Raw genomic sequence first — 19,142 nt, 5'->3', positions numbered from 1 at the left:
GGCGCCTCCTGGCTCAACGACTTCAACAAGACGCCCTCGGGCGTCACCAACAACTCGAGAGCCACACGCCATGCTTGATATCCTTCTTTCCAGCCTGGGACAGCTGTTTACCCTGTCCCATCTGCTGTTCATGACGCTGGGGGTGCTGGTTGGCCTGGTCGTCGGCATCATTCCAGGCCTCGGCGGCATCGCCGGCATGTCACTGCTGCTGCCCTTTCTCTACGGCATGGAGCCCACGGTCGCACTCGGCATGCTGATGGGCCTGGTGGCGGTCATCCCCACCGGCGACACCTTCGCCTCCGTACTGCTGGGCATTCCCGGCTCCAGCGCGTCACAGGCCACCGTCATCGACGGTTTCTCCCTGGCCAAGAAAGGCCAGGCCGCACGGGCCCTGTCCAGCGCCTTTCTGTCATCGATGATCGGCGGCCTGATCGGTGCCGTGGTACTGACCGGCTTTATCCTGATCGCAAGACCACTGGTGCTGTCGTTCTCGTCATCGGAACTGTTCATGCTGACCCTGCTCGGGCTTTCCATGGTGGCAGTGCTGTCGGGAGCCGACCTGTTCAAGGGTCTGGCCGCCTGTGGCCTGGGTCTGCTGGTGGGCGGTATCGGCATGGCACCGGCCACCGGAGAATTTCGCCTGAACCTCGACATCGACTACCTGTTCGATGGCCTGCCTCTGGTGGTCGTCGGCCTCGGCATCTTCGCCCTGCCGGAGATCATCGATCTGCTGGTCAAGCGAGGCGCCATCGCCGAAAAGCCCTGCCGTCTCGGCGAAGGCTGGCGTCGCGGTATCCAGGACGTCGGCCAGCAGCGCGGGCTGGTCGCACGCTGCGCCGCCATCGGCAGCCTGGTCGGCACCATTCCGGGGCTCGCTGGCTCGGTGGTGGACTGGCTGACCTACGGCCATGCGGTGCAATCGGCCAAGGACAGCTCCGAGTTCGGCAAGGGGGATATTCGCGGCGTCATCGCCCCGGAGTCGGCCAACAACGCCTGCGCCTGTGGCGCCATGGTGCCGACCTTGCTGTTCGGGGTGCCCGGTTCAGGCACTGCCGCGGTGTTCCTCGGCGGCCTGCTGCTGCTCGGCCTGCAGCCCGGGGTCGGCATGATCGAGACCCATCTGGACCTGACCTACACCATCATCTGGTCGCTGGCCCTCGCCAATATCCTTGGTGCCGCGCTCTGCCTGATCCTGGCCCGCCCCGTGGCCAACCTGACCCGGGTGCCCTTTGCCACCCTGGCGCCACTGATCACGGTGCTGATCATGTTCGCCGCCTTCCAGGCCACCCGCGCCACCGGCGATCTGCTCGCACTGGGTGCCATCGGCGTGCTGGGCGTGCTGTTCAAGCAGGCCAACTGGTCACGTCCGGCCTTCCTGATCGGTTTTGTGCTGGCACCGGGAGCCGAGGCCTACTTCTACCAGGCGGTCCAGTTCCAGGGCACCGACGCCTTCCTGCGCCCCGGCGTGCTGATCATCGGCGCCATGATTCTTGCCGCCATGTTCATTCCGGTGATCGGCAAGCAGATCAAGAAGCGGCGTCAGCCGATGTCGGTGGGCGCCGCGGCCACCGAGCCAAAGCCCGACGCCGAATCTCATCGTCTGGGGATCATCGATATCGTGCTGCTGGGAGCCCTGCTGGTGCTGGCGGCCAGCGCCTGGGTCAACGTCTCGGAGTTGTCACTGATCGGCGGCATCATGCCACGGCTCGCGATTGCCATCATGGCCCTCGCCTGCCTGGCCGAGATCGTCCGCAGCGTGGTACGTCGCCCCCGCTGGGAGCGTCAGACCTTCGCCCGAGAAGCCATCTGGCTGGTCGGCTTCTTTGCCCTCGTCGCCGCCATGCTGACGCTGGGCTTCATCACCACGGCCACACTGTTCACCCTGGTGTTCCTGCTGGCCATCGCCAAGCTCAAGCCCTGGGTCGCGGTGCTGATGGCGCTGGGGGTACTGGCATTCCTGCTGGCGATGGCAGAGTTTCTGACCCTGACCTATCCCCAGGGAATCCTCGACCCGCTGTTGTTCTACTGACCCCCGAAGCGACCCGCAGCAGCCCTGCAAGTACGAAAGCCACCGCTGTACACAGTTGTAAAGAGATAAGCCCCGTCTCGGCGGGGCTTATCCTGTAAAGACGTGCGTGAGGGGAACACCATCGAGGCCGACGAGCATCGTCGACGGGGCTCGCTCGCTGGCCGGGCTATCGATCATAGCGAGGGCCACGAACTTGGCCTGAGCCACCTCGAGATTCACCAGCGTCGGCAAGATCCCCTCTGGCGGCAACGAGCCTTAGGAAAACGACTGACTGTCAGCCGCCTGGTGGATACGATTGGAGTCGGGCGTGCCATCTGGACATGACCGCCGCGCCCCGGCTAGCTTGACCACATGTCGCTCGGCTCGACGCTACTGCCGCACACGACTTTGGGCCGAAAAACCTTCGGCAAGACACTGTCAATATCCGTACATGTGAGATTATTCAAGGAGATCTGCCAAGGAAGCAAACCAAGCTTGTCCTGGCATGGGCCGAGCTTCATCAGGACGAATTGATGGCAGACTGGCGACTGGTCATGAACGGCGAAGAACCCTTCAAGATCCAGCCGTTACAGTGAGGGGAAAATCATGTACCCATCTGTGAAAAAGGTTACACCGATTGACGACTATCGCCTCTCGATCCATTTTGACAACGGAGAGAATGGCGTCCTGGATATGAAACCCTACCTGGATTTTGGAGTGTTTCAAAAGCTAAAGGATCGCAAGGCATTTGATCGCGTTCGGGTATCATTTGACACCATCGAATGGGAATCAGGAATCGATCTTGACCCAGAGTTTGTCTATGCCAAAAGCCAGCGTACTGACGTGCAACATGGAGAGACAAGCGAAGAACAGGGCACACACAGCTAAGTACGCCACCAGGCCAGACAGCTGGGCTGTCCATGCGCAGATAAAGAACACTCGCTCGGGAATACCTTCCTTTCTTCCGAGTCCCGAGCCACTCAGCGACCCACTTCAAAATTATCCTGGAGGGCCGCGTTCAGGCACGCCAGCAGGCCCCCGCGCCCCTATTGGCTCCCCTCGAACATGCGATGCCGGGCGTTGTCGATATGAGCCCGCATGGCGGCTTCGGCGCGCTCGCCATCCTTGTCACTGATCGCCTCGACGATCGCCAGGTGCTCATCCTGGACCAGCTTCAAGCGCTCCTGAGAGGCCATCAATGACAGCCCCCGGGTCAGGTTCATGCCTTCCTTGATGCTCTCGTTGAGCGACTTCAGCACGGTAATGTAGTAGTGGTTGCTAGCCGCCTCGGTGATCGCCAGGTGGAAGCGATAGTCCTCGTCGGTGGCCAGATCGTGGCGGGCGTTGGCCTCATCGATGATGTCGTAGCAGCGACGGATCTGGTCGAGCTGGTCCTGGGTGCGTCGCAACGCCGCCAGGTGCGCCGCCCGCGCCTCGACATTGGTACGAAACTCGAAGCAGCGCTGGATATCGGCGATGCTCGAGATCGGCGCGAACTTGAGCACCGCACTGTCGGGCTGACGGATCACGAAACTGCCGGAGCCCCGCCGGGATACCACCAGCTCGTCTTCCTTGAGGCGCGCCAGGGCATCGCGCAGCACCGGCCGGGACACTTCGTAGCGCTGGCACAGTTGCGCTTCGGTCGGCAGCTTCTTGTTGACCGGATACTGGCCCTCGATGATCGCTTCCAGAATCTTCTCGTAGACCGCCGAAGCCAGTGAAAATTTTTCGTCTTGTGCCATCTTGCCCTGCTCCGGTTCTCTGTTCCCTGGAAGCCGCCTGGCTTGTACCATCAGGCGCCACCTCCCTTTTACCACTGCAAAAGGCGCCCCGCATTGGGCCTTTAGGCCACACAGGGCGCCTCTCGCCTCTTCCTGCCCTATCCGGGCGGATCACCACCGCCTGCGGATCAGGATGCCTCGGTGGTGACTCCGCCGCCCTTGCCGGCCTTGCGGCCCTTCCACACGCCGTTGGCGATGATCAGGGTCCAGGTCAGGATCGCCAGCCCCGCCAGCACCATGGCGATGGGTCGGTCGACGAAGGCCATCAGGTCACCGTCTGACTTGAGGATCGAGCGCATGAAATTGCTCTCGATGATCGGGCCGAGAATAAAGGCCAGAATCAGCGGGCCCAGCGGGAAATCATTCTCCATCAGGAATACGCCGACCAGTCCCAGACCGAGCATCACCCAGACATCGAACATGCTGTTATTGGCGGAGAAGGCCCCCACGATACAAAACATCAGGATCAATGGGTAGAGAACGCCAGTGGGCACGGCCAGCAGCCTGCCGGCGCCCTTGATCGCCATCAGCCCCAGCGGCAGCAGCAACAGGTTGGCCAGCACGAACACCATGAAGATGGCGTTGACCAGAGCCCCCTGCTCGGTGAAGACGTCGGGGCCCGGGGTGATGCCCTTGGTGGTCAGCACGCCGATGATGATGGCGGTGACGGTATCACCCGGAATGCCGAACACCAGGGCCGGGATATAGGCGCCGGACAGGGCCGCGTTGTTGGCGGCGCTGGCCGAGACCAGCCCTTCCGGATGGCCGGTGCCGTACTTCTGCGGCTCCCGCGACAGTTTGCGGCTGATGGCATAGCTGATCCAGGAGGCGATGTCGGCGCCGGCGCCCGGCAGTGCACCGATCATGGTGCCGAGCAGCCCGCCACGGGCAACGCCGCCCTTGTAGCGCCAGGTGGTACGGGCCACGCCGTCGAGCAGCTTTCCCTTGGGCGTTTCCACCCTGGAGGCGCGCTGCCCGGCGTTGGGCAGGCTGCGCAGCAGTTCGGTGATGGCGAACAGGCCGATCAGCACCGGCAGCAACGAGATCCCCGCGAGCAGGTCATAGCTGCCCATGGTGAAGCGCATCTGGCCGGACACACTGTCCATGCCGATCATCGCCAGCGACAGGCCGATCAGCATCGAGATGGCGCCCTTGAGCGGATCACCGCCGGCGACCAGAATCGCACAGGACAACCCCAGCAGCGCCAGCCAGAAGTACTCGTCGCTGGTGAACTGCAGCGCAAATTCGGCGATCCGCGGGGCAAACAGCGCCAGCACCGCGACCCCGATGATGCCACCGAGCATCGAGCAGGTGACGTTGATACCAAGCGCCAGGCCAAGCTTGCCCTTCTTGCCCATCAGGTAGGCTTCGTCGGCGTAGACCGCCGACGCTGGCGTCCCCGGCATGCGCAGCAAGGCACCGGGAATGTCACCGGCGACGATCGCCATGGCGGTGGCGGAGACGATGGCGGCGATGGCCGGCAGCGGCTCCATGAAAAAGGTCACCGGCACCAGCAAGGCGGTTGCCATGGTGGCGGTGAGACCAGGGATGGCCCCCATGAAGAGTCCGAACAACGAGGCGGCGACAATCACCAAAAGCACCTCGCCGTCGAGCACCATGGCAGCGGCTTGCATCAATTCATTCATCAGTAGAGCACCCGTTCAAGCAGTCCTGCCTCCAGCGGCACGTGCAGAAGCTGTGCGAACAGCATCCAGATCACGGTCGTGGCAATCACCGCGATCAACAGCGCACGCCCCCAACCACGACGGTGATAGACGCGAAACAACAGCGTCAGAAGCGCCACCGCAACGATCGGAAAACCCAGCAGCGGCGTGAGCACCACGTAGGCGATGACACTGGCGACCACCGCCGCCAGCGCCAGCACAAACGCACGGCCCGACACCTTGGAGGTCCAGCGCGCCCAGGGCTGGCGTTGGCGCAGGCCCTTGAGCACCAATAACCCTCCCATCAACAACAGCAGGGCCCCCACCACCTTGGGGAAGGTGCCGGCGCCATAGACCTGGCGCGGCAGCGGACTCAAGTCCGCGGAAGCGACGATGAGGGCGGCCCCGAGGGCCGCCGCCATGGTTCCCGATACCGCGTCACTGGTACGCATGATGACGATCTCCCGGGCGTTACCGCACCTTTGTCAGTGCGCCGCCGATGCGGCGCTCAATCGGGTGTATTGCAGACTGTGCCAGCCGACCGCTCGATGAGCTTTGTTTCACCGAGCGGTCTGTCACTGGGCTCTTGGTTACTGAGCCCTCGGTTACTGGGCCAGGCCAAGCTTGTCGATGATGGAGGCGTTGTTGGCATCCTGTTCGGCCATGAAGGCCTCGAAGCCTTCCGGTCCTTCCCACACGGCGCCGAAGCCGCGGCCTTCCATGAACGACTGGAAGTCCTCGGAGTTCCACACCGTCTCGGCGGCGCTCAACAGACGCTCGGAGACGTCTTCAGGCAGGCCCTCGGGGCCGACCAGCCCACGCCAGGAACCGTGGGACCAGTCATCACCGGTCACCTCGCCGGCCGCCGGGATATCCGGGAAGGCCTCTTCGCGTTCACTGGACAGCACCGCCAGAGTGCGGACGCGGTCGGATTCGCGCATGGACTCGGTCTCCGGCAGCGACGAGAAGACGATGTCGACACCGCCCGCTGCCAGCTCCTGCAGGCCCGGCGCGGCGCCTTCGCTGGGTACCAGATTGACGGTATTCGGATCGATGCCCTGCTGATCGAGGAAGCCGGCAAACGACAGGTGGTAGGCAGCACCTGGCGCAGAGCCCGATACGGTGTACTCGTTGGGTGACTCGGCCAGGTCGGACAGAGCGTCTTCCAGGTTCTGCCAGGGCGACTCGGCGTTGACAGTGAAGGCCGCATAATCGAGGTTGAGCAGCGCGATCGGGGTAAAGTCCTCGTAGGACAGGTCGGCGGTGCCGATATGGCGATAGGTCGCGATCTCGGCGGTGCCCAGGCCCAGGGTATAGCCATCGGGACGCGCCATCTTCATCGCCATGTGGCCGACCACACCGGAGCCACCGGTACGGTTGACCACGTTGACCGGCTGCCCCAGCTCTTCCTGCAGACCGGCGGCAAACTGACGACCGACAGCGTCGGTGCCGCCACCGGCGGACCAGGGCACGATCAGGGTGATCGGCTTGGAGGGATAGTCGTCACCGACGGCAACCGTGGAGGTGGCCACCAGCAGGGAAGCGCAAAGCAGGCGTGGGAGCGTTCGCATGAGTTATCTCTCTTGTCGTCGAGCGTCTGGGGATCCGGTCAAGGTCGTGGCGACCCGCCACCGGAAAGAACGCTTGCAAGAGTGCCGCCACGGCGCCAACTAGACAAGTTATTACAACTTATACTTTATGCTAACGGGCCCCGGAGACGAGCCGTCACCGCCACCTGTCGAGAGGAAAGATCGATTGCCGACACCCCACTAAAACCTTTTATTTACAATGCTTTGACAAACCTATTAATCGTAATCACCGCGCTTTCCAAAGTTCTCTTTGACAGCAGCTCCCTGCCCACAAGACCAAAGTACCATGCCAACTTGTTAGTATTTGTTTGAAGTCCATCAGGCGCTAGGCTAAGGTTTATCCCACAATCCCAGGCTGGTCGCGCTGCGCCCTCCTTTCTCCTATCAACATCCATGATGCGGCCTGTTGCAGGCCCGATTCGTTCAGGAGCACTTCATGTTCGCCGATCTCAACGACAAGACCGTCCTTATCACTGGCTCCACCAAGGGCATCGGTCGTGCCGCCGCGGTGGCCTTCGCCCGCCAGGGTGCCATCGTCGGCATCAACAGCAGCCAGAAGGACAGCGCCGCCGAGGAGCTGATCGCCCAGCTGGAGTCCGAGGGTGCGCGCTTCGCCTACTATGAGCGCGACCTGACCAAGAGCGGCGAGTGCGAGACCCTGGTCAACGAATTTGTCGATCAGTTCGGCAGCCTTGACGTGCTGGTGAACAACGCCGGCGGCCTCGGCGTTCGCAAGGGCCTCGAGTCCCTCGAGGACGACGACTTCAACCTGGTGATGGACCTGAACCTGCGCTCGGTGATCATGACCACCCGCTTCGCCATGCCGCACCTGAAGGCCTCCGCCGAGAAGCGCGGCGAGACCGCCAGCGTCATCAGCACCGGTTCCATTGCCGGTCGCGAAGGCGGTGGCCTCGGCGCCTCTCTGTACGGCGGCTCCAAGGCCATGCTGCACAACCTGCATCGCAACTGGGTGAAGGAATTCACCAAGGACAACGTGCGCTTCAACATCGTCGCACCGGGCACCATCGACACCGCCTTCCACGCAGACAAGAGCGCTGAGGTGAAAGAGAAGATCGCCTCCACCATCGCCATGGGCCGCCTTGGCACCTCCGAGGAGGTTGCACCGTCCTTCCTGTTCCTGGCCTCCCACGCTGCCAGCGGCTACATCACCGGCCAGGTGATCGACGTCAACGGCGGCCAGATGTGCCCCTGAGGCATATCGCAGCATCCCGGGCCACCGGCGTGACGGCGCTGTCGACGCCAGCCCGCTAGAGCCCCGAGCGGCCGGACATGCTTCCGGCCGCTTCGCTATCCACTCCCCTACTCGGCGTTCGCTGCGCACTGCGATTGCAGGTTTCGTGCGTGTCGACCCCGGCTTGGCTGCGGCCGCCCCTTGCCACCTTCCATCATCTTCACTGCGCAATAACAGGAGTCCCCATGACAATCGAAGGTCATCATCTGATCGGTTTTTCGTCGGTGGCCGGTTCCACCAACGGACGCACCATCTCGGCGGTCAACCCCGCCTCCGGCGAGACCCTTGCCCCGGCCTACCCCCTGGCGGGCCAGGCCGAGGTGGAGCGTGCCTGCCAGCTGGCCGAGGACGCCTTCCTGGCCTACCGCCGCCTGCCGCTTGGCGACCGCGCGGCCTTTCTCGAGGCGGCAGCCGACAATATCGATGCCCTCGGCGACACCCTGACCGAGCGCGCCATGGCCGAGACCGGCCTGCCCAGGGCACGTCTTGAAGGCGAGCGTGGCCGCACCTGCGGACAGCTCAGACTGTTCGCCGAGGTCCTGCGCAGCGGCGACTATCTCGACGTACGCATCGAGGACGCCCTGCCCGAGCGCGCCCCCATGCCGCGTCCCTCCCTCGCCCAGCAGCAGGTGCCGCTGGGTCCGGTGGCGGTGTTCGGTGCCAGCAACTTCCCGCTGGCGTTCTCGGTGGCCGGCGGCGATACCGCCGCCGCGCTGGCCGCGGGCTGCCCGGTGATCGTCAAGGCTCACTCCGCCCACCCCGGCACCTCGGAGCTGGTCGGACGCGCCCTGCAACAGGCCGCCAAGAGCAGCAACATGCCCGAAGGCGTGTTCTCGCTGCTCTATGGCAGCGGCAGCGAGCTCGGCCAGGCCCTGGTCAAGGACCCACGCATCCAGGCGGTGGGCTTCACCGGCTCGCGCAACGGCGGCACCGCCCTGCTGCGCACCGCCCAGGCACGCCCCCAGCCGATCCCGGTCTACGCAGAGATGAGCAGCATCAATCCGGTGCTGCTGCTGCCGCAGCACCTGGAAGCCAACGCCGAGGCCCTGGGCGACGCCTTCGTCGCGTCGCTGACCATGGGCGCCGGTCAGTTCTGCACCAACCCGGGGCTGATTCTGGCACTGTCCGGCGCCGCGCTTGAGCGCTTCGTCGAGCAGGCCGGTGCCGCGGTACGCGAAGCCGCCCCACAGCTGATGCTGACCCCCGGCATCCACGCCGCCTACGAGCAGGGAGTCGCCCAACTCGTCGACCAGCCGGGCGTCAGCCTGGTCGCCAAGGGCAAGGCCACCGGCCATCTTGCCTGCCCCTGCCAGCCGCACCTGCTGCGCACCAGCGCCAGTGACTTCATCGGCAACGCCGCTCTGCATGACGAGGTCTTTGGAGCCTGCGCGCTGATCGTCGAGTGCGACTCGGTGGCACAGATGCAGCAGGTGCTGACCGCGCTGGAAGGCCAGTTGACCGCCACGGTCCACCTCGAGGAAGCCGACTACGCGCTGGCCGACCAGTTGCTGCCACTGCTTGAGCGTCGCGCCGGTCGCATCCTGTTCAACGGCTGGCCCACCGGCGTCGAGGTGTGCCACTCCATGGTCCATGGCGGCCCCTGGCCCTCGACCTCCGACTCGCGCACCACCTCGGTGGGCAGCGCCGCGATCCAGCGCTTCCTGCGCCCGGTGTGCTACCAGGCGATGCCCGAGGCCCTGGCCCCGGACAGCCTCAAGGCCGACAACCCTCTGGGGCTGACCCGCCAGGTGAACGGCAAGCGCTAGCCCAGCGTTCTTTCTTTTTCTCCTTCTCTCCTTCTCTACTTCTCTACAACAGGCAACGCCAGCCCACCGGCGTCCCTGGCGCACCATCAACGAGGCCCTCGCCACCGGCGAGGGCCTTTTTTGATGGTGTCGATCTACTCTCCAGCGGGCCCCGACTTGTCGCGTCTGCCCAGAAATGCCCCCAAGATGCCCCTGAGACACCCCGGAGATGCCTTCAAGGAGCAAGCTCGCCTAGGCTAGGCACATCCTTTACATACAAGAGGCTCGCGACGATGCGCAGAGGCTACGTCTTTCCATCCAACCGTCCCCAGGCGGTACGCCAGCCAGAGGCAGCCGCCTTTGCCGAAGACGCAAATAGAGGCGGTATCGTCTCCACGACTCAAAGAGGCGCTCGCACTCCTGCCGACAAGACCTGGGACGACTGGTTTGACGCGGAGGGAGCGAGCGAAGACTTCATGGAGGATCGTGGGCAACCAGGCCACTCGCCCGCCCCTTCCGCTCGGCATCATGAACCAAAAAAAGCGCCTGCCCCGGGCAATATGCCGTCGGACAGGCGCTGAAGTTTCCTGCTCTGGAATCTGTACGGGCCTCAGGTCGTGTTCTGGCTACCCTTCAACTGCACCGGCTTGCGGATCGCCAGGAAGTACACGAACACCCCGGTCAGCACGATGAAAAACAGACTGTCGGGCTGGGTCACGAAGACCGTCAGGTCACCGTTGGACAGGGTCAGGGAACGGCGCAGGTATTCCTCGAGGCCCGGGCCGAGGATAAAGCCGAGCAGCAGCGTTACCACCGGATAGCCGTGCTTTCTCAGGTAGAAGGCCAGTACCCCCATGACCAGCGTCATCATCATCTGGAAGGTCGAGTAGGTGGCCACGTAGCTGCCCACCACCGCCAGCATGGCGATCGAGCCAAACAGCACGTCACGGCGAATGCGCACGATGCGGATAAAGTAAGGCCCGAGCAGGTACATGGTCAGCGGAATCAGGATCAGCGCGCTGAAGATCAGTGCCGCCAGCATGGGCGCGATCAGCCCGGCCTGGGATTCCATCAACTGCGGCCCCGGCTGGATGCCGTTGATGACCAGCACGCCGAGCACGATGGCGGTGATCGGGTCGCCCGGGATACCGAAGGTCAACATGGGCACCAGGGCGCCGCCGCAGACCGCGTTGTTGGCGCTTTCCGCCGCCGCGATCCCCTGGGGATTGCCCTTGCCGAAGCTGTCCGGCTCACGCGAGGTACGCACCGCTTCCACGTAGGCCAGAAAGCCACCCATGGAGCCCCCGGCCCCGGGCAGCGTGCCTACCAGATAGCCGATGGTGGAAGACTTCAGATAGCAGGCCGCGCCGATACGACGGATCGCCGAGCGCGACGGGATAAAGTCGCGGCGACGAATCTTCGCCACTCCCTTGAGCTTATCGCGAATGGCCTGGGCCTTGTCGTTCTCGGCAAGCTGGGTCAACAGCTCACTGATGGCGAAGGTACCGATGATCACCGGCATCAGGTCGATTCCCGCCGCCAGGTCACCCATGCCGAAGCTGAATCGGGCCACCGGCACCATGGCGTCTAGCCCCACGGTGGCGAGCATCAGCCCCAGACAGGCGGCGATAGCCGCACGGCGGACATTGCCCCGCTGGGCGATGACGATGACGATCAGCGCAAACAGGATCAGCGCACACTTGCCGGTGGTCTGCACCAGCAGCGACAGGTCGGCGATCAAGGGCGCCAGCAGCACCAGCAGTACCGCCCCGAACACGCCGCCGATCATCGAGGCGAAGGAGGCATGGCCCAGCGCCAGAGGCCCTTCGCCGCGCTGCTGCATCGGATAGCCTTCCAGCGCCGTCATCATCGACGAGGGAGCACCGGGAATATTGATGGTGGTGGCGGTGATGCTGCCACCGCACATGCCGGCCATATAGATGCTGGCACAGGCCATCAGCGCCGTGGTCACGTCCAGGCTGTAGGTCAGCGGCAGCAATAGCGCCAGCGCCAGGGTCGCGGTCAGGCCGGGAATCGCCGAGAACACGGTGCCGATCAGAAAGCCGGCCACCACATAGAACAGCACCGTGGGATTGAGCAGCAAGCCGAAGCTCGCCAGCACCTGGGTCAGGAAGTCCATGGGTCACCCCCGGCGTGTCGCCCGGCAGCGAGCGCCGAGCGGGTTGCATCAGTCATCATGGCTCACCCCCAGAGTGTCGGTAGACGGACGTTGAAGACCTGGTTGAACAGCACGAAGCCCACCGCGGTAATGGCCAGCGCGATCAGGGCCTTGCTCAACCACTTGTCGAGCCCCGAGAACAACAGCATCACGCCCAGTACATAGACCAGGGTGGACAGCACATAGCCGAGTGACTGAAACACCAGGACATAGACCAGCGTCGCCAGCATCAGGGTCAGCTCTGGCGAAAGACGATGGCCCCTCGGCCTATCGCCTTCATCGGCCGCGTTGTCCCGATCCAGAGCAGCGGCGCTGCGCACCGAGGACCACCACTGCAGCACGCACAGCACGGTGGCCAGCACACCGATCAGCAACGGAAAGAAGGATGGCGTCAGCTTGCCGGCCTCCAGCGGAGGCCCCATCGCCAGGCCACCGATCAGGTAGCCCAGGGCCAGCAGCGCCAGCACGCCGTGGAAACGGATCGCGCCAGCACTGAAGCCAGGGCCAAGGCCAAGCGCACGCGCCAGCAGAGATGAAGATGAACGAGACATGCGAAACCTCTCTCGGCCCCCAATGACGGGAGACCGACAACACAGTGTTCGTTGGAAGTGAAGCGGGCCGGCAGAGGCAGGTGCTCTACCCGCCCGCTCCAGATGGAGGCAGGAAGCGGAAGGTCGCTGCGTGAAGCTCAGACATGTTTCACCGGACTTTTCACCGGACTTTCCGCCCCAGACCTTGCACCCCGGACTTACAGGTCCAGCTCATCCATGGCGGCGAAGGTCCGCTCCTGGTAGCTGCCGATCCAGTCGTTGACTTCCTCGCTGCCGAGCCAGCCCGGGGTGACACCGATACTGGTGACCCACTCTTGGAACTCGTCGCTCTGGTAAGCCTCGTGGTAGGTCGACTCCAGGGTCTCGATGGCGTCTTCCGGGGTATTGGCCGGCGCCGCCAGCACGATGAAGCTGCCGGTCTCGAGATCCACGTCGAATTCGGAGATCGGCGGCACCTCGGGATAGGCCGGGTTCTGCGAACCGGACAGCTCGACCACGCCAAGCGCATCACCCGAGGACAGGATCCCGGAGAAGTCCCCCAGGCTCGAGATGGCGGCGTCGATCTCGCCGGACAGCAGCGCCTCGGCCTCGGCGGTGGACGACCCCGGATAGGAGATCACGTTGAAGGTGACCCCGGTGGCCGCCTCCAGGCGACGTACCGCCAGGTAGGGGCCAGAGCCCTGGGGCGCCACACCGATGCGCACCGTGCCGGGATTTTCCCTGGCCGCCTCGATCAGCTCCTCGTAGGAGGTGAAGCCCGACTGCTTGGATACCACGATGGCGTCGGCTTCCTGGGTCACGCGGGCAAACGGCTCGAGCTTGTCCAGCGAGTAGCCGGGCACCATGTTGCCCCGCGGCAGGGTGACGACGCTGTCGTAGGTCAGCACACCGATGGTGTGGCCGTCGGGACGCGCCTTGGCCAACTGCATCAGGCCGGTGGCGGTCACCGCCCCGCCGATGTTCTCGACGTAGATCGAGGTCGGCAGCGACTGCTCGGCCAGGTTGCTGATCTTGCGCGAGATGGCATCCGCGCCGCCGCCGGCAGGCCAGGGCACGATCATGCGGATGTCACGCTGGGGGAAGTCGGCCTGGGCCGTGGGCACGGCGACGACCGCGGCCAGCGCCACACCGGCCAGGGTAGCGCCGGTCGCACCCTTGATCAGGCGCTTGCGCAGGGTCGTGCTGAGGGTGGCGTTGAGGGGAGTGAGAGCAAACATGGCGACTCCTGGAATTATTTTGTGATTGTGTGGGGATAGATGAAGCGGCACTTGTCTGGCCGCGCGACTCCTGTTTCAGCCGCGAGACTTCTGCTCGCGCAGGTAGGCCTGGTACTCCTCCTGGGCCTGTTCGTTGGGCGGATAAAGACCAATGACCGCCGCGCCGTTGTTGACCTTGTCCAGCACGTAGGCTTCGAAGGCCTCCATGCCACTGGCTTCTTCGGCGATCTCGTCGGCCAGCTCGAGCGGCACCACCATGACGCCGTCGCCGTCGCCGACCAGCACGTCGCCGGGATAGACCGGCACGCCGCCACAGCCGATGGGCTGCTGGATATCCACCGCGTGGTGCTTGGTCAGGTTGGTCGGGGCGCTGGGCTTGGTGCAGAACACCGGCATCGACATGCTCTCGGCGTACTCCGAGTCACGTACACCGGCGTCCGACACAAAGCCCGCACACTCGCGCACCTGCAGGCGGGTCAGCAGAATGCTGCCGGCACTCGCGGCGCTGGCGTCCTGACGGCAGTCGGACACCAGTACGCGGCCAGGCGGCACACTTTCCACCGCCAGACGCTGGGGGTGCTCCGGATCACGGAAGGCGGCCACCACGTCCAGGTCCTCGCGGGCCGGGATATAGCGCAGGGTGTAGGCCTGCCCCACCATCTTGACCTGGCTCTTGTTCATGCGACCGACGTTCTGGATATAGGTGTTCTTCAGACCCCGCTTGTGCAGCAGGGTGTGCAGCGACGCCGTCGAAGCCCGCATCAGTCGCTCGCGGGTCAGGTTGGACAGCTCTGCGTGGGGGTAATCGTTGATGATGCTCATGGGCTCCGCCTATCGCTGGCAAACTGGGTTGTTCGTTGACGGAGTCACTATAGGAAGCGCCGGAAGGCTTTTCAAACAACTTTTTACAACTTGGCTTTCATCTTGACCTTCATACGGCACTCGAGACCACATCGATAACCCAAAACATTCCATTTAATCGTTTAATTTCAATTATTTGAAAAAACACTTCCAATCAGGGCCGATCAATATGCCTGCCCCTTAGACATAGGTCTAACAAGAAAGAATTTGTCTTTAAAAGGTAAAAGATGTGGTCGAGGCGGAGCACTGCCATCCGCACGATGCCCCTCCCCGGCCTTTCCCGCGCCCGGGATGCCCACTAGGCTGACAGCTCCCTTTGCGACACATGCCCGTCCGATCACTCAGGAGATTTTCGATGGCTGTACTGACGACCTTTGCACTCGACGGCAAGACCGCCCTGGTGACAGGCGCGAGACGCGGCATCGGCGCGGCCATGGCGCTGGGCCTGGCCGAAGCCGGTGCCGACATCATCGCCGTCAGCACCAGCATGACCGCCGACGGCGGCGAGCTGGGCGAGCGAGTGCGCGCCCTGGGGCGAGACTGCACAGGGATCGCCTGCGACCTGTCGGACCGCAGCGCGCTGATGGCGATGGTCGAGCAGCTTGCCGACCGGCGTATCGATATCCTGGTCAACAACGCCGGCACCATAGAACGCGCCCCCGCCACCGAGCACACCGATGCGCTGTGGGACAGGGTCATCGACGTCAATCTGAGCGCCCCCTTCGTGCTGACCCGGGAGATCGGCAGGCAGATGGTCGCGCGAGGCAGCGGCAAGGTGATCTTCACCGCCTCGCTGCTGTCGTTTCAGGGCGGCATCACCGTGCCCGGCTACGCCGCCAGCAAGGGCGGCATCGCCCAGTTGACCAAGGCCTTCGCCAACGAATGGGCCGCCCACGGGGTCAACGTTAACGCCGTCGCTCCTGGCTACATCGCCACCGACAACACCCAGGCACTGCGCGACGATCCCGAGCGTTCTCGCGATATCCTCGCGCGCATCCCCGCCGGTCGCTGGGGCGACGCCGCTGACTTCAAGGGACCGGTGGTGTTTCTGGCCTCCAGCGCCTCGGACTATATGCACGGCAGCGTGATGACCGTGGACGGCGGCTGGATGGGGCGATAGGCAGGAGGACGCACCATCGCGCCCCCCCTCAAGCAAACGCCCCCGACGAAGACGTCGGGGGCGTTGGTGGTCAGGGGCGCAACGTCTCCCCTTGCCTGCTCGATGCTAGGGCTTGTCTGAAAAGTGCCTGCGCTCGGTAATACGGCGTTAAAAATCGGATCAAAATGCTCATTTACACCCCGTAAACTGCGCTTTCTCACCGATTTTTGCCTTGTCTAACCTTCGCTCGTCGACTTTTCGGACAGCGCCTAGCGATAGATCAAGGTCGGCAGCCACAGCGAGATGGAGGGCACGAAGGTGACCAGCATCAACACGATCAACAGCGGGATCAGGAACGGCAGGGTCGCCGAGGCGCAGCGTTCGAAGGGCACCTTGGACACCTGCGAGAGCACGTAGAGCACCAGTCCCACCGGTGGCGTCAGCAGGCCAATCATCAGGTTCAGCACCATGACGATACCGAACTGCACCGGGTCGACGCCGAGGTTGACCGCGATCGGCAGCAGGATCGGCACCAGGATGGTGATCGCCGCGATGGTCTCCATGAAGCAGCCCACCACGAACAGGATCAGCGTCATCAACAGCAGGATGATGGTGGGGTTGGAGGTAACCGCCAGCATCCAGTTGGCGAAGTTCTCGGCCACATGATGACTGGTCAGCAGCCAGGAGAAGATCGACGAGGCGGCGATGATCATCATGATGATCCCGGTGGTCTCGATGGTCTCCATGGTGACCGCCAGCAGTCTCTTGAAGGTCAGGGTGCGATAGACCACCGCCCCCAGCAGCATGGCGTAGATCACCGCGGCGATGGCGGCCTCGGTCGCGGTGAAGATGCCAAGCACGATGCCGCCGACGATGATCACCGGGGTCAGCAGCGATAGAAAGGCACGACGGAAGGTCAAGGCGATCCAGCCCAGGGCGAAGCCGACGTCACGCGGATACTGATAACGCACCGCGTACCAGGCCACCATCAGCATCAGCGAAAGCGCCATCAACAGTCCCGGGACCAGGCCGGCGGCGAACAGCTGACCGATCGAGGCCGAGGCCATCACGCCGTAGATGACCAGCGGCAGGCTAGGCGGAATGATCGGCCCGATGGTGGACGAGGCAGCGGTGATGCCCACCGAAAAGCCCGGATCATAGCCCGCCCGGCGCATCGCCTTGATCTCGATCGCGCCGAGCCCACCGGCGTCGGCCACCGCGGCACCGGACATGCCGGCAAAGATGACCGAGGCGCCGACGTTGACGTGGCCGAGCCCCCCGGGCATCCAGCCCACCAGGGCCCTGGCGAAGTCGAAGATACGACTGGTGATGCCGGCGGAGTTCATCAGCGCACCGGCCAGGACAAAGAAGGGAATCGACAGCAGCGGGAAGCTGTCCATGCCGCCGACCATACGGTGCAGCACGATAAAGTCGGGGACGCTGCCATCCACCAGGATCGCCGCCAGCGACGAGGCGCCAAGCGCCACCATCACCGGGAAGCCCATCACCAGCATCAGCAGCAGGCCGCCGAACAGGACCAGTAGCGTCATGATGCCTCCTCGCCGGTGGTCTCAGCTCGCTGCGCCGCCAACCACTGTTTCGGACCGCTCGCCCGCACCAGCTGCCAGGCCTGACGCAGCGCCATGATGGCGATGCTCAACAGCACCACGCTGTAGAGTGTGTCCATGCCGACCGCCATCGAGGTCATCTTCTGTGCACTCATCAGCGGCAGGATCTTCCAGGTGACCCACCCCAGCAGCACGAAATAGACGAGCTGGCCCAGGTCGACCAGCCAGATCATCGCCGCCGAGGCACGCAGGGGAAGGTAGCGATACAGCAGTTCGAGGCGGATGTGGCTGCGCTTGCGCACCCCCACGGTCGCCGCCAGAAAGCCGACGCAGATCAGTAGATAGCGGGCGACCTCCTCGGTCCAGCCCAGCGGCGAGCCAAGCACGTAGCGGCTGAAGAACTGGGCGAACACCACCGCAGCCATGGTCCAGAAGACCACCAGGGTGAGCGCGTCCTCAAGCCCGATGTCGCGCCAGGCGAAGGTCGGGCCGTCGTCGTCAAAGTCGATATCCGGGCCTTGCGGCCCCTCACGGGCATCCTCCCGGGATGCCCGTGCGGAGCCCAGAGCCTCGCTGTCAGTTTGGTTCATAGCGTTATTCCCGAGGCGTTACAGCGCCTGCAAGCGATCGAATTGTTCCTGGGTCCAGGTCGCCTCGTCACCGTTGAGCACCGGCAACGTCTTCTCGCGGAAGGCCTCACGCTCGACTTCCAGCACCTCCACGCCCTGCTCCTTGAACCAGTCGATGGAGGCCAGCTCCTGCTCGCGCACATCGTCGGAGACCTTCCTGGCCACCTCGCCGAGCACCTCGCGGAAGATCTGCTGATCCTCCTCGGACAGGCCGTTGAAGAAGGGACCGCCGGCAACGATCAGGTTGGAGCCGGTCACGTGGCCGGTCAGGTTGATGTAGTCTTGGACCTCGTAGAACTTCTTGGCGCGGATGGTCGGCAAGGGGTTCTCCTGGGCGTCCACCACCCCCTGCTGCAGGGCCAGATAGACCTCGGAAAAGGCCACCGGTGTCGGCTGGGCGCCGACCGCACGGGGGAACAGGCTGTAGATCGGCGCATTGGGCACCCGAATCTTGAGGCCTTCCATGTCGGCGGGTTCGACGATGGGGGTATTGGAGGTCACGTGGCGCTGGCCGTAGTAGCAGTCACCCAGGATCACGTTACCGCCGGAGGCATCGCGGTAGCCGTCGGCGAATTCTGCGAACAGCTCGCTGTCGGCGTAGGCCTTCCAGTGTTCGTAGTCACGGAACACGAAGGGGGCGTCGGACAGCGCCAGCGGCCCGTAGGTCTGGGCGGCGAAGCTCTGGCCTGTGTAGATGATGTCGACGGTGCCGAGCACCAGCCCCTGGTTGATCTCGACCTCCTTGCCCAGGGTCGAGGCGGGGAAGACCTCCACTTCGTAGCGACCGTCGGTGCGCTCGGCGATCTGCTCGGCGCCCCACTCGGCCCAGTGATGGTAGGCCTCGGAGGGTTCGTACACATGGGCCCACTGGACGGTGTCGGCAGCCTGGGCAGCACTGGCGGCGGCGAGACCTACGCTCAGGGTCAGCGGCAGAAGAGTCAGGCGTGTCATCGGATGCTCCTTTTTCATTGTTGCTATTGGTTGCTGTCGGTTGCTGTC

At 64.0% G+C, this 19,142-nt stretch carries 17 protein-coding genes; 6 read left to right on the top strand and 11 right to left on the bottom strand.

The features are described 5' to 3' along the window. The first annotated feature begins 70 nt into the window (after positions 1 to 70). The 3 genes from NFG57_RS06545 to NFG57_RS06535 all read left to right on the top strand — a co-directional run bounded on the left by NFG57_RS06545 (position 71) and on the right by NFG57_RS06535 (position 2,896). Positions 71 to 2,029 (top strand): tripartite tricarboxylate transporter permease, encoded by a 1,959-nt coding sequence (locus NFG57_RS06545; RefSeq protein WP_348815718.1) that lies wholly within the window; start codon positions 71 to 73, stop codon positions 2,027 to 2,029. Between the two features lie 422 nt (positions 2,030 to 2,451). Beyond that, a complete protein-coding gene (locus NFG57_RS06540; protein ID WP_222569224.1) occupies positions 2,452 to 2,604 on the top strand; it encodes a DUF4160 domain-containing protein in 153 nt (50 codons plus the stop codon). A 10-nt stretch (positions 2,605 to 2,614) separates the two neighbouring features. Further along, positions 2,615 to 2,896: a DUF2442 domain-containing protein gene (locus NFG57_RS06535; RefSeq protein ID WP_348815717.1), complete on the top strand. Its 282-nt coding sequence runs from the start codon at positions 2,615 to 2,617 to the stop codon at positions 2,894 to 2,896. A 158-nt stretch (positions 2,897 to 3,054) separates the two neighbouring features. On the opposite strand, the gene NFG57_RS06530 is transcribed toward NFG57_RS06535, so the two are convergent. From NFG57_RS06530 to NFG57_RS06515, 4 genes are all read right to left on the bottom strand, one after another. Further along, entirely contained in the window at positions 3,055 to 3,750 is a 696-nt protein-coding gene (locus tag NFG57_RS06530) for a FadR/GntR family transcriptional regulator (protein ID WP_108131721.1), read from the bottom strand. A gap of 167 nt (positions 3,751 to 3,917) precedes the next feature. After that, a complete protein-coding gene (locus NFG57_RS06525) occupies positions 3,918 to 5,435 on the bottom strand; it encodes a tripartite tricarboxylate transporter permease (protein ID WP_231498536.1) in 1,518 nt (505 codons plus the stop codon). Beyond that, the gene (locus tag NFG57_RS06520) at positions 5,435 to 5,905 is read right to left on the bottom strand and encodes a tripartite tricarboxylate transporter TctB family protein (protein ID WP_348815715.1); all 471 of its coding nucleotides are present in this window, start codon (positions 5,903 to 5,905) and stop codon (positions 5,435 to 5,437) included. The genes NFG57_RS06525 and NFG57_RS06520 overlap by 1 nt, the downstream gene beginning before the upstream one ends. A gap of 153 nt (positions 5,906 to 6,058) precedes the next feature. Then, a complete protein-coding gene (locus tag NFG57_RS06515; RefSeq protein ID WP_108449897.1) occupies positions 6,059 to 7,024 on the bottom strand; it encodes a tripartite tricarboxylate transporter substrate binding protein in 966 nt (321 codons plus the stop codon). Between the two features lie 454 nt (positions 7,025 to 7,478). Here NFG57_RS06515 and NFG57_RS06510 point away from each other — a divergent pair, with 454 nt between their 5' ends. Next, positions 7,479 to 8,255 carry an SDR family NAD(P)-dependent oxidoreductase gene (locus NFG57_RS06510; RefSeq protein ID WP_045994118.1) on the top strand — a complete coding sequence of 259 codons (777 nt, stop codon included), beginning with the start codon at positions 7,479 to 7,481 and terminating at the stop codon, positions 8,253 to 8,255. Positions 8,256 to 8,479: 224 nt separating this feature from the next. Further along, entirely contained in the window at positions 8,480 to 10,060 is a 1,581-nt protein-coding gene (locus NFG57_RS06505; protein ID WP_348815713.1) for an aldehyde dehydrogenase (NADP(+)), read from the top strand. 589 nt (positions 10,061 to 10,649) lie between these two features. Here NFG57_RS06505 and NFG57_RS06500 read toward each other — a convergent pair. The 4 genes from NFG57_RS06500 to NFG57_RS06485 all read right to left on the bottom strand — a co-directional run bounded on the left by NFG57_RS06500 (position 10,650) and on the right by NFG57_RS06485 (position 14,808). Next, the gene (locus NFG57_RS06500; protein ID WP_108449895.1) at positions 10,650 to 12,179 is read right to left on the bottom strand and encodes a tripartite tricarboxylate transporter permease; all 1,530 of its coding nucleotides are present in this window, start codon (positions 12,177 to 12,179) and stop codon (positions 10,650 to 10,652) included. 62 nt (positions 12,180 to 12,241) lie between these two features. Beyond that, positions 12,242 to 12,769: a tripartite tricarboxylate transporter TctB family protein gene (locus tag NFG57_RS06495; RefSeq protein ID WP_348815712.1), complete on the bottom strand. Its 528-nt coding sequence runs from the start codon at positions 12,767 to 12,769 to the stop codon at positions 12,242 to 12,244. A gap of 197 nt (positions 12,770 to 12,966) precedes the next feature. Beyond that, on the bottom strand, positions 12,967 to 13,986 hold the full coding sequence (locus tag NFG57_RS06490; protein WP_287165777.1) for a tripartite tricarboxylate transporter substrate binding protein: 1,020 nt from the start codon (positions 13,984 to 13,986) through the stop codon (positions 12,967 to 12,969). Positions 13,987 to 14,061: 75 nt separating this feature from the next. Beyond that, entirely contained in the window at positions 14,062 to 14,808 is a 747-nt protein-coding gene (locus NFG57_RS06485; protein ID WP_045994114.1) for a ribonuclease activity regulator RraA, read from the bottom strand. A gap of 394 nt (positions 14,809 to 15,202) precedes the next feature. Here NFG57_RS06485 and NFG57_RS06480 point away from each other — a divergent pair, with 394 nt between their 5' ends. Next, complete coding sequence (locus tag NFG57_RS06480; protein ID WP_348815710.1) at positions 15,203 to 15,967, top strand: SDR family NAD(P)-dependent oxidoreductase; 765 nt, start codon at positions 15,203 to 15,205, stop codon at positions 15,965 to 15,967. A gap of 248 nt (positions 15,968 to 16,215) precedes the next feature. Here NFG57_RS06480 and NFG57_RS06475 read toward each other — a convergent pair whose 3' ends face one another. From NFG57_RS06475 to NFG57_RS06465, 3 genes are read right to left on the bottom strand one after another with little or no spacing between them, the layout of a single operon-like run. Then, positions 16,216 to 17,496: a TRAP transporter large permease gene (locus NFG57_RS06475; protein WP_108131714.1), complete on the bottom strand. Its 1,281-nt coding sequence runs from the start codon at positions 17,494 to 17,496 to the stop codon at positions 16,216 to 16,218. Next, complete coding sequence (locus NFG57_RS06470; protein ID WP_348815708.1) at positions 17,493 to 18,104, bottom strand: TRAP transporter small permease; 612 nt, start codon at positions 18,102 to 18,104, stop codon at positions 17,493 to 17,495. The genes NFG57_RS06475 and NFG57_RS06470 overlap by 4 nt, the downstream gene beginning before the upstream one ends. Positions 18,105 to 18,122: 18 nt before the next feature. After that, positions 18,123 to 19,094 carry a sialic acid TRAP transporter substrate-binding protein SiaP gene (locus tag NFG57_RS06465; RefSeq protein WP_348815707.1) on the bottom strand — a complete coding sequence of 324 codons (972 nt, stop codon included), beginning with the start codon at positions 19,092 to 19,094 and terminating at the stop codon, positions 18,123 to 18,125. Positions 19,095 to 19,142 lie beyond the last annotated feature (48 nt).

The organism is Halomonas sp. H10-59, from assembly GCF_040070555.1.
GTDB classification, from domain to species: Bacteria; Pseudomonadota; Gammaproteobacteria; order Pseudomonadales; family Halomonadaceae; genus Halomonas; species Halomonas litopenaei.
The sequence above is the reverse complement of the archived record's forward strand: the minus strand, read 5'-3'. Positions and strand labels throughout refer to the sequence as shown.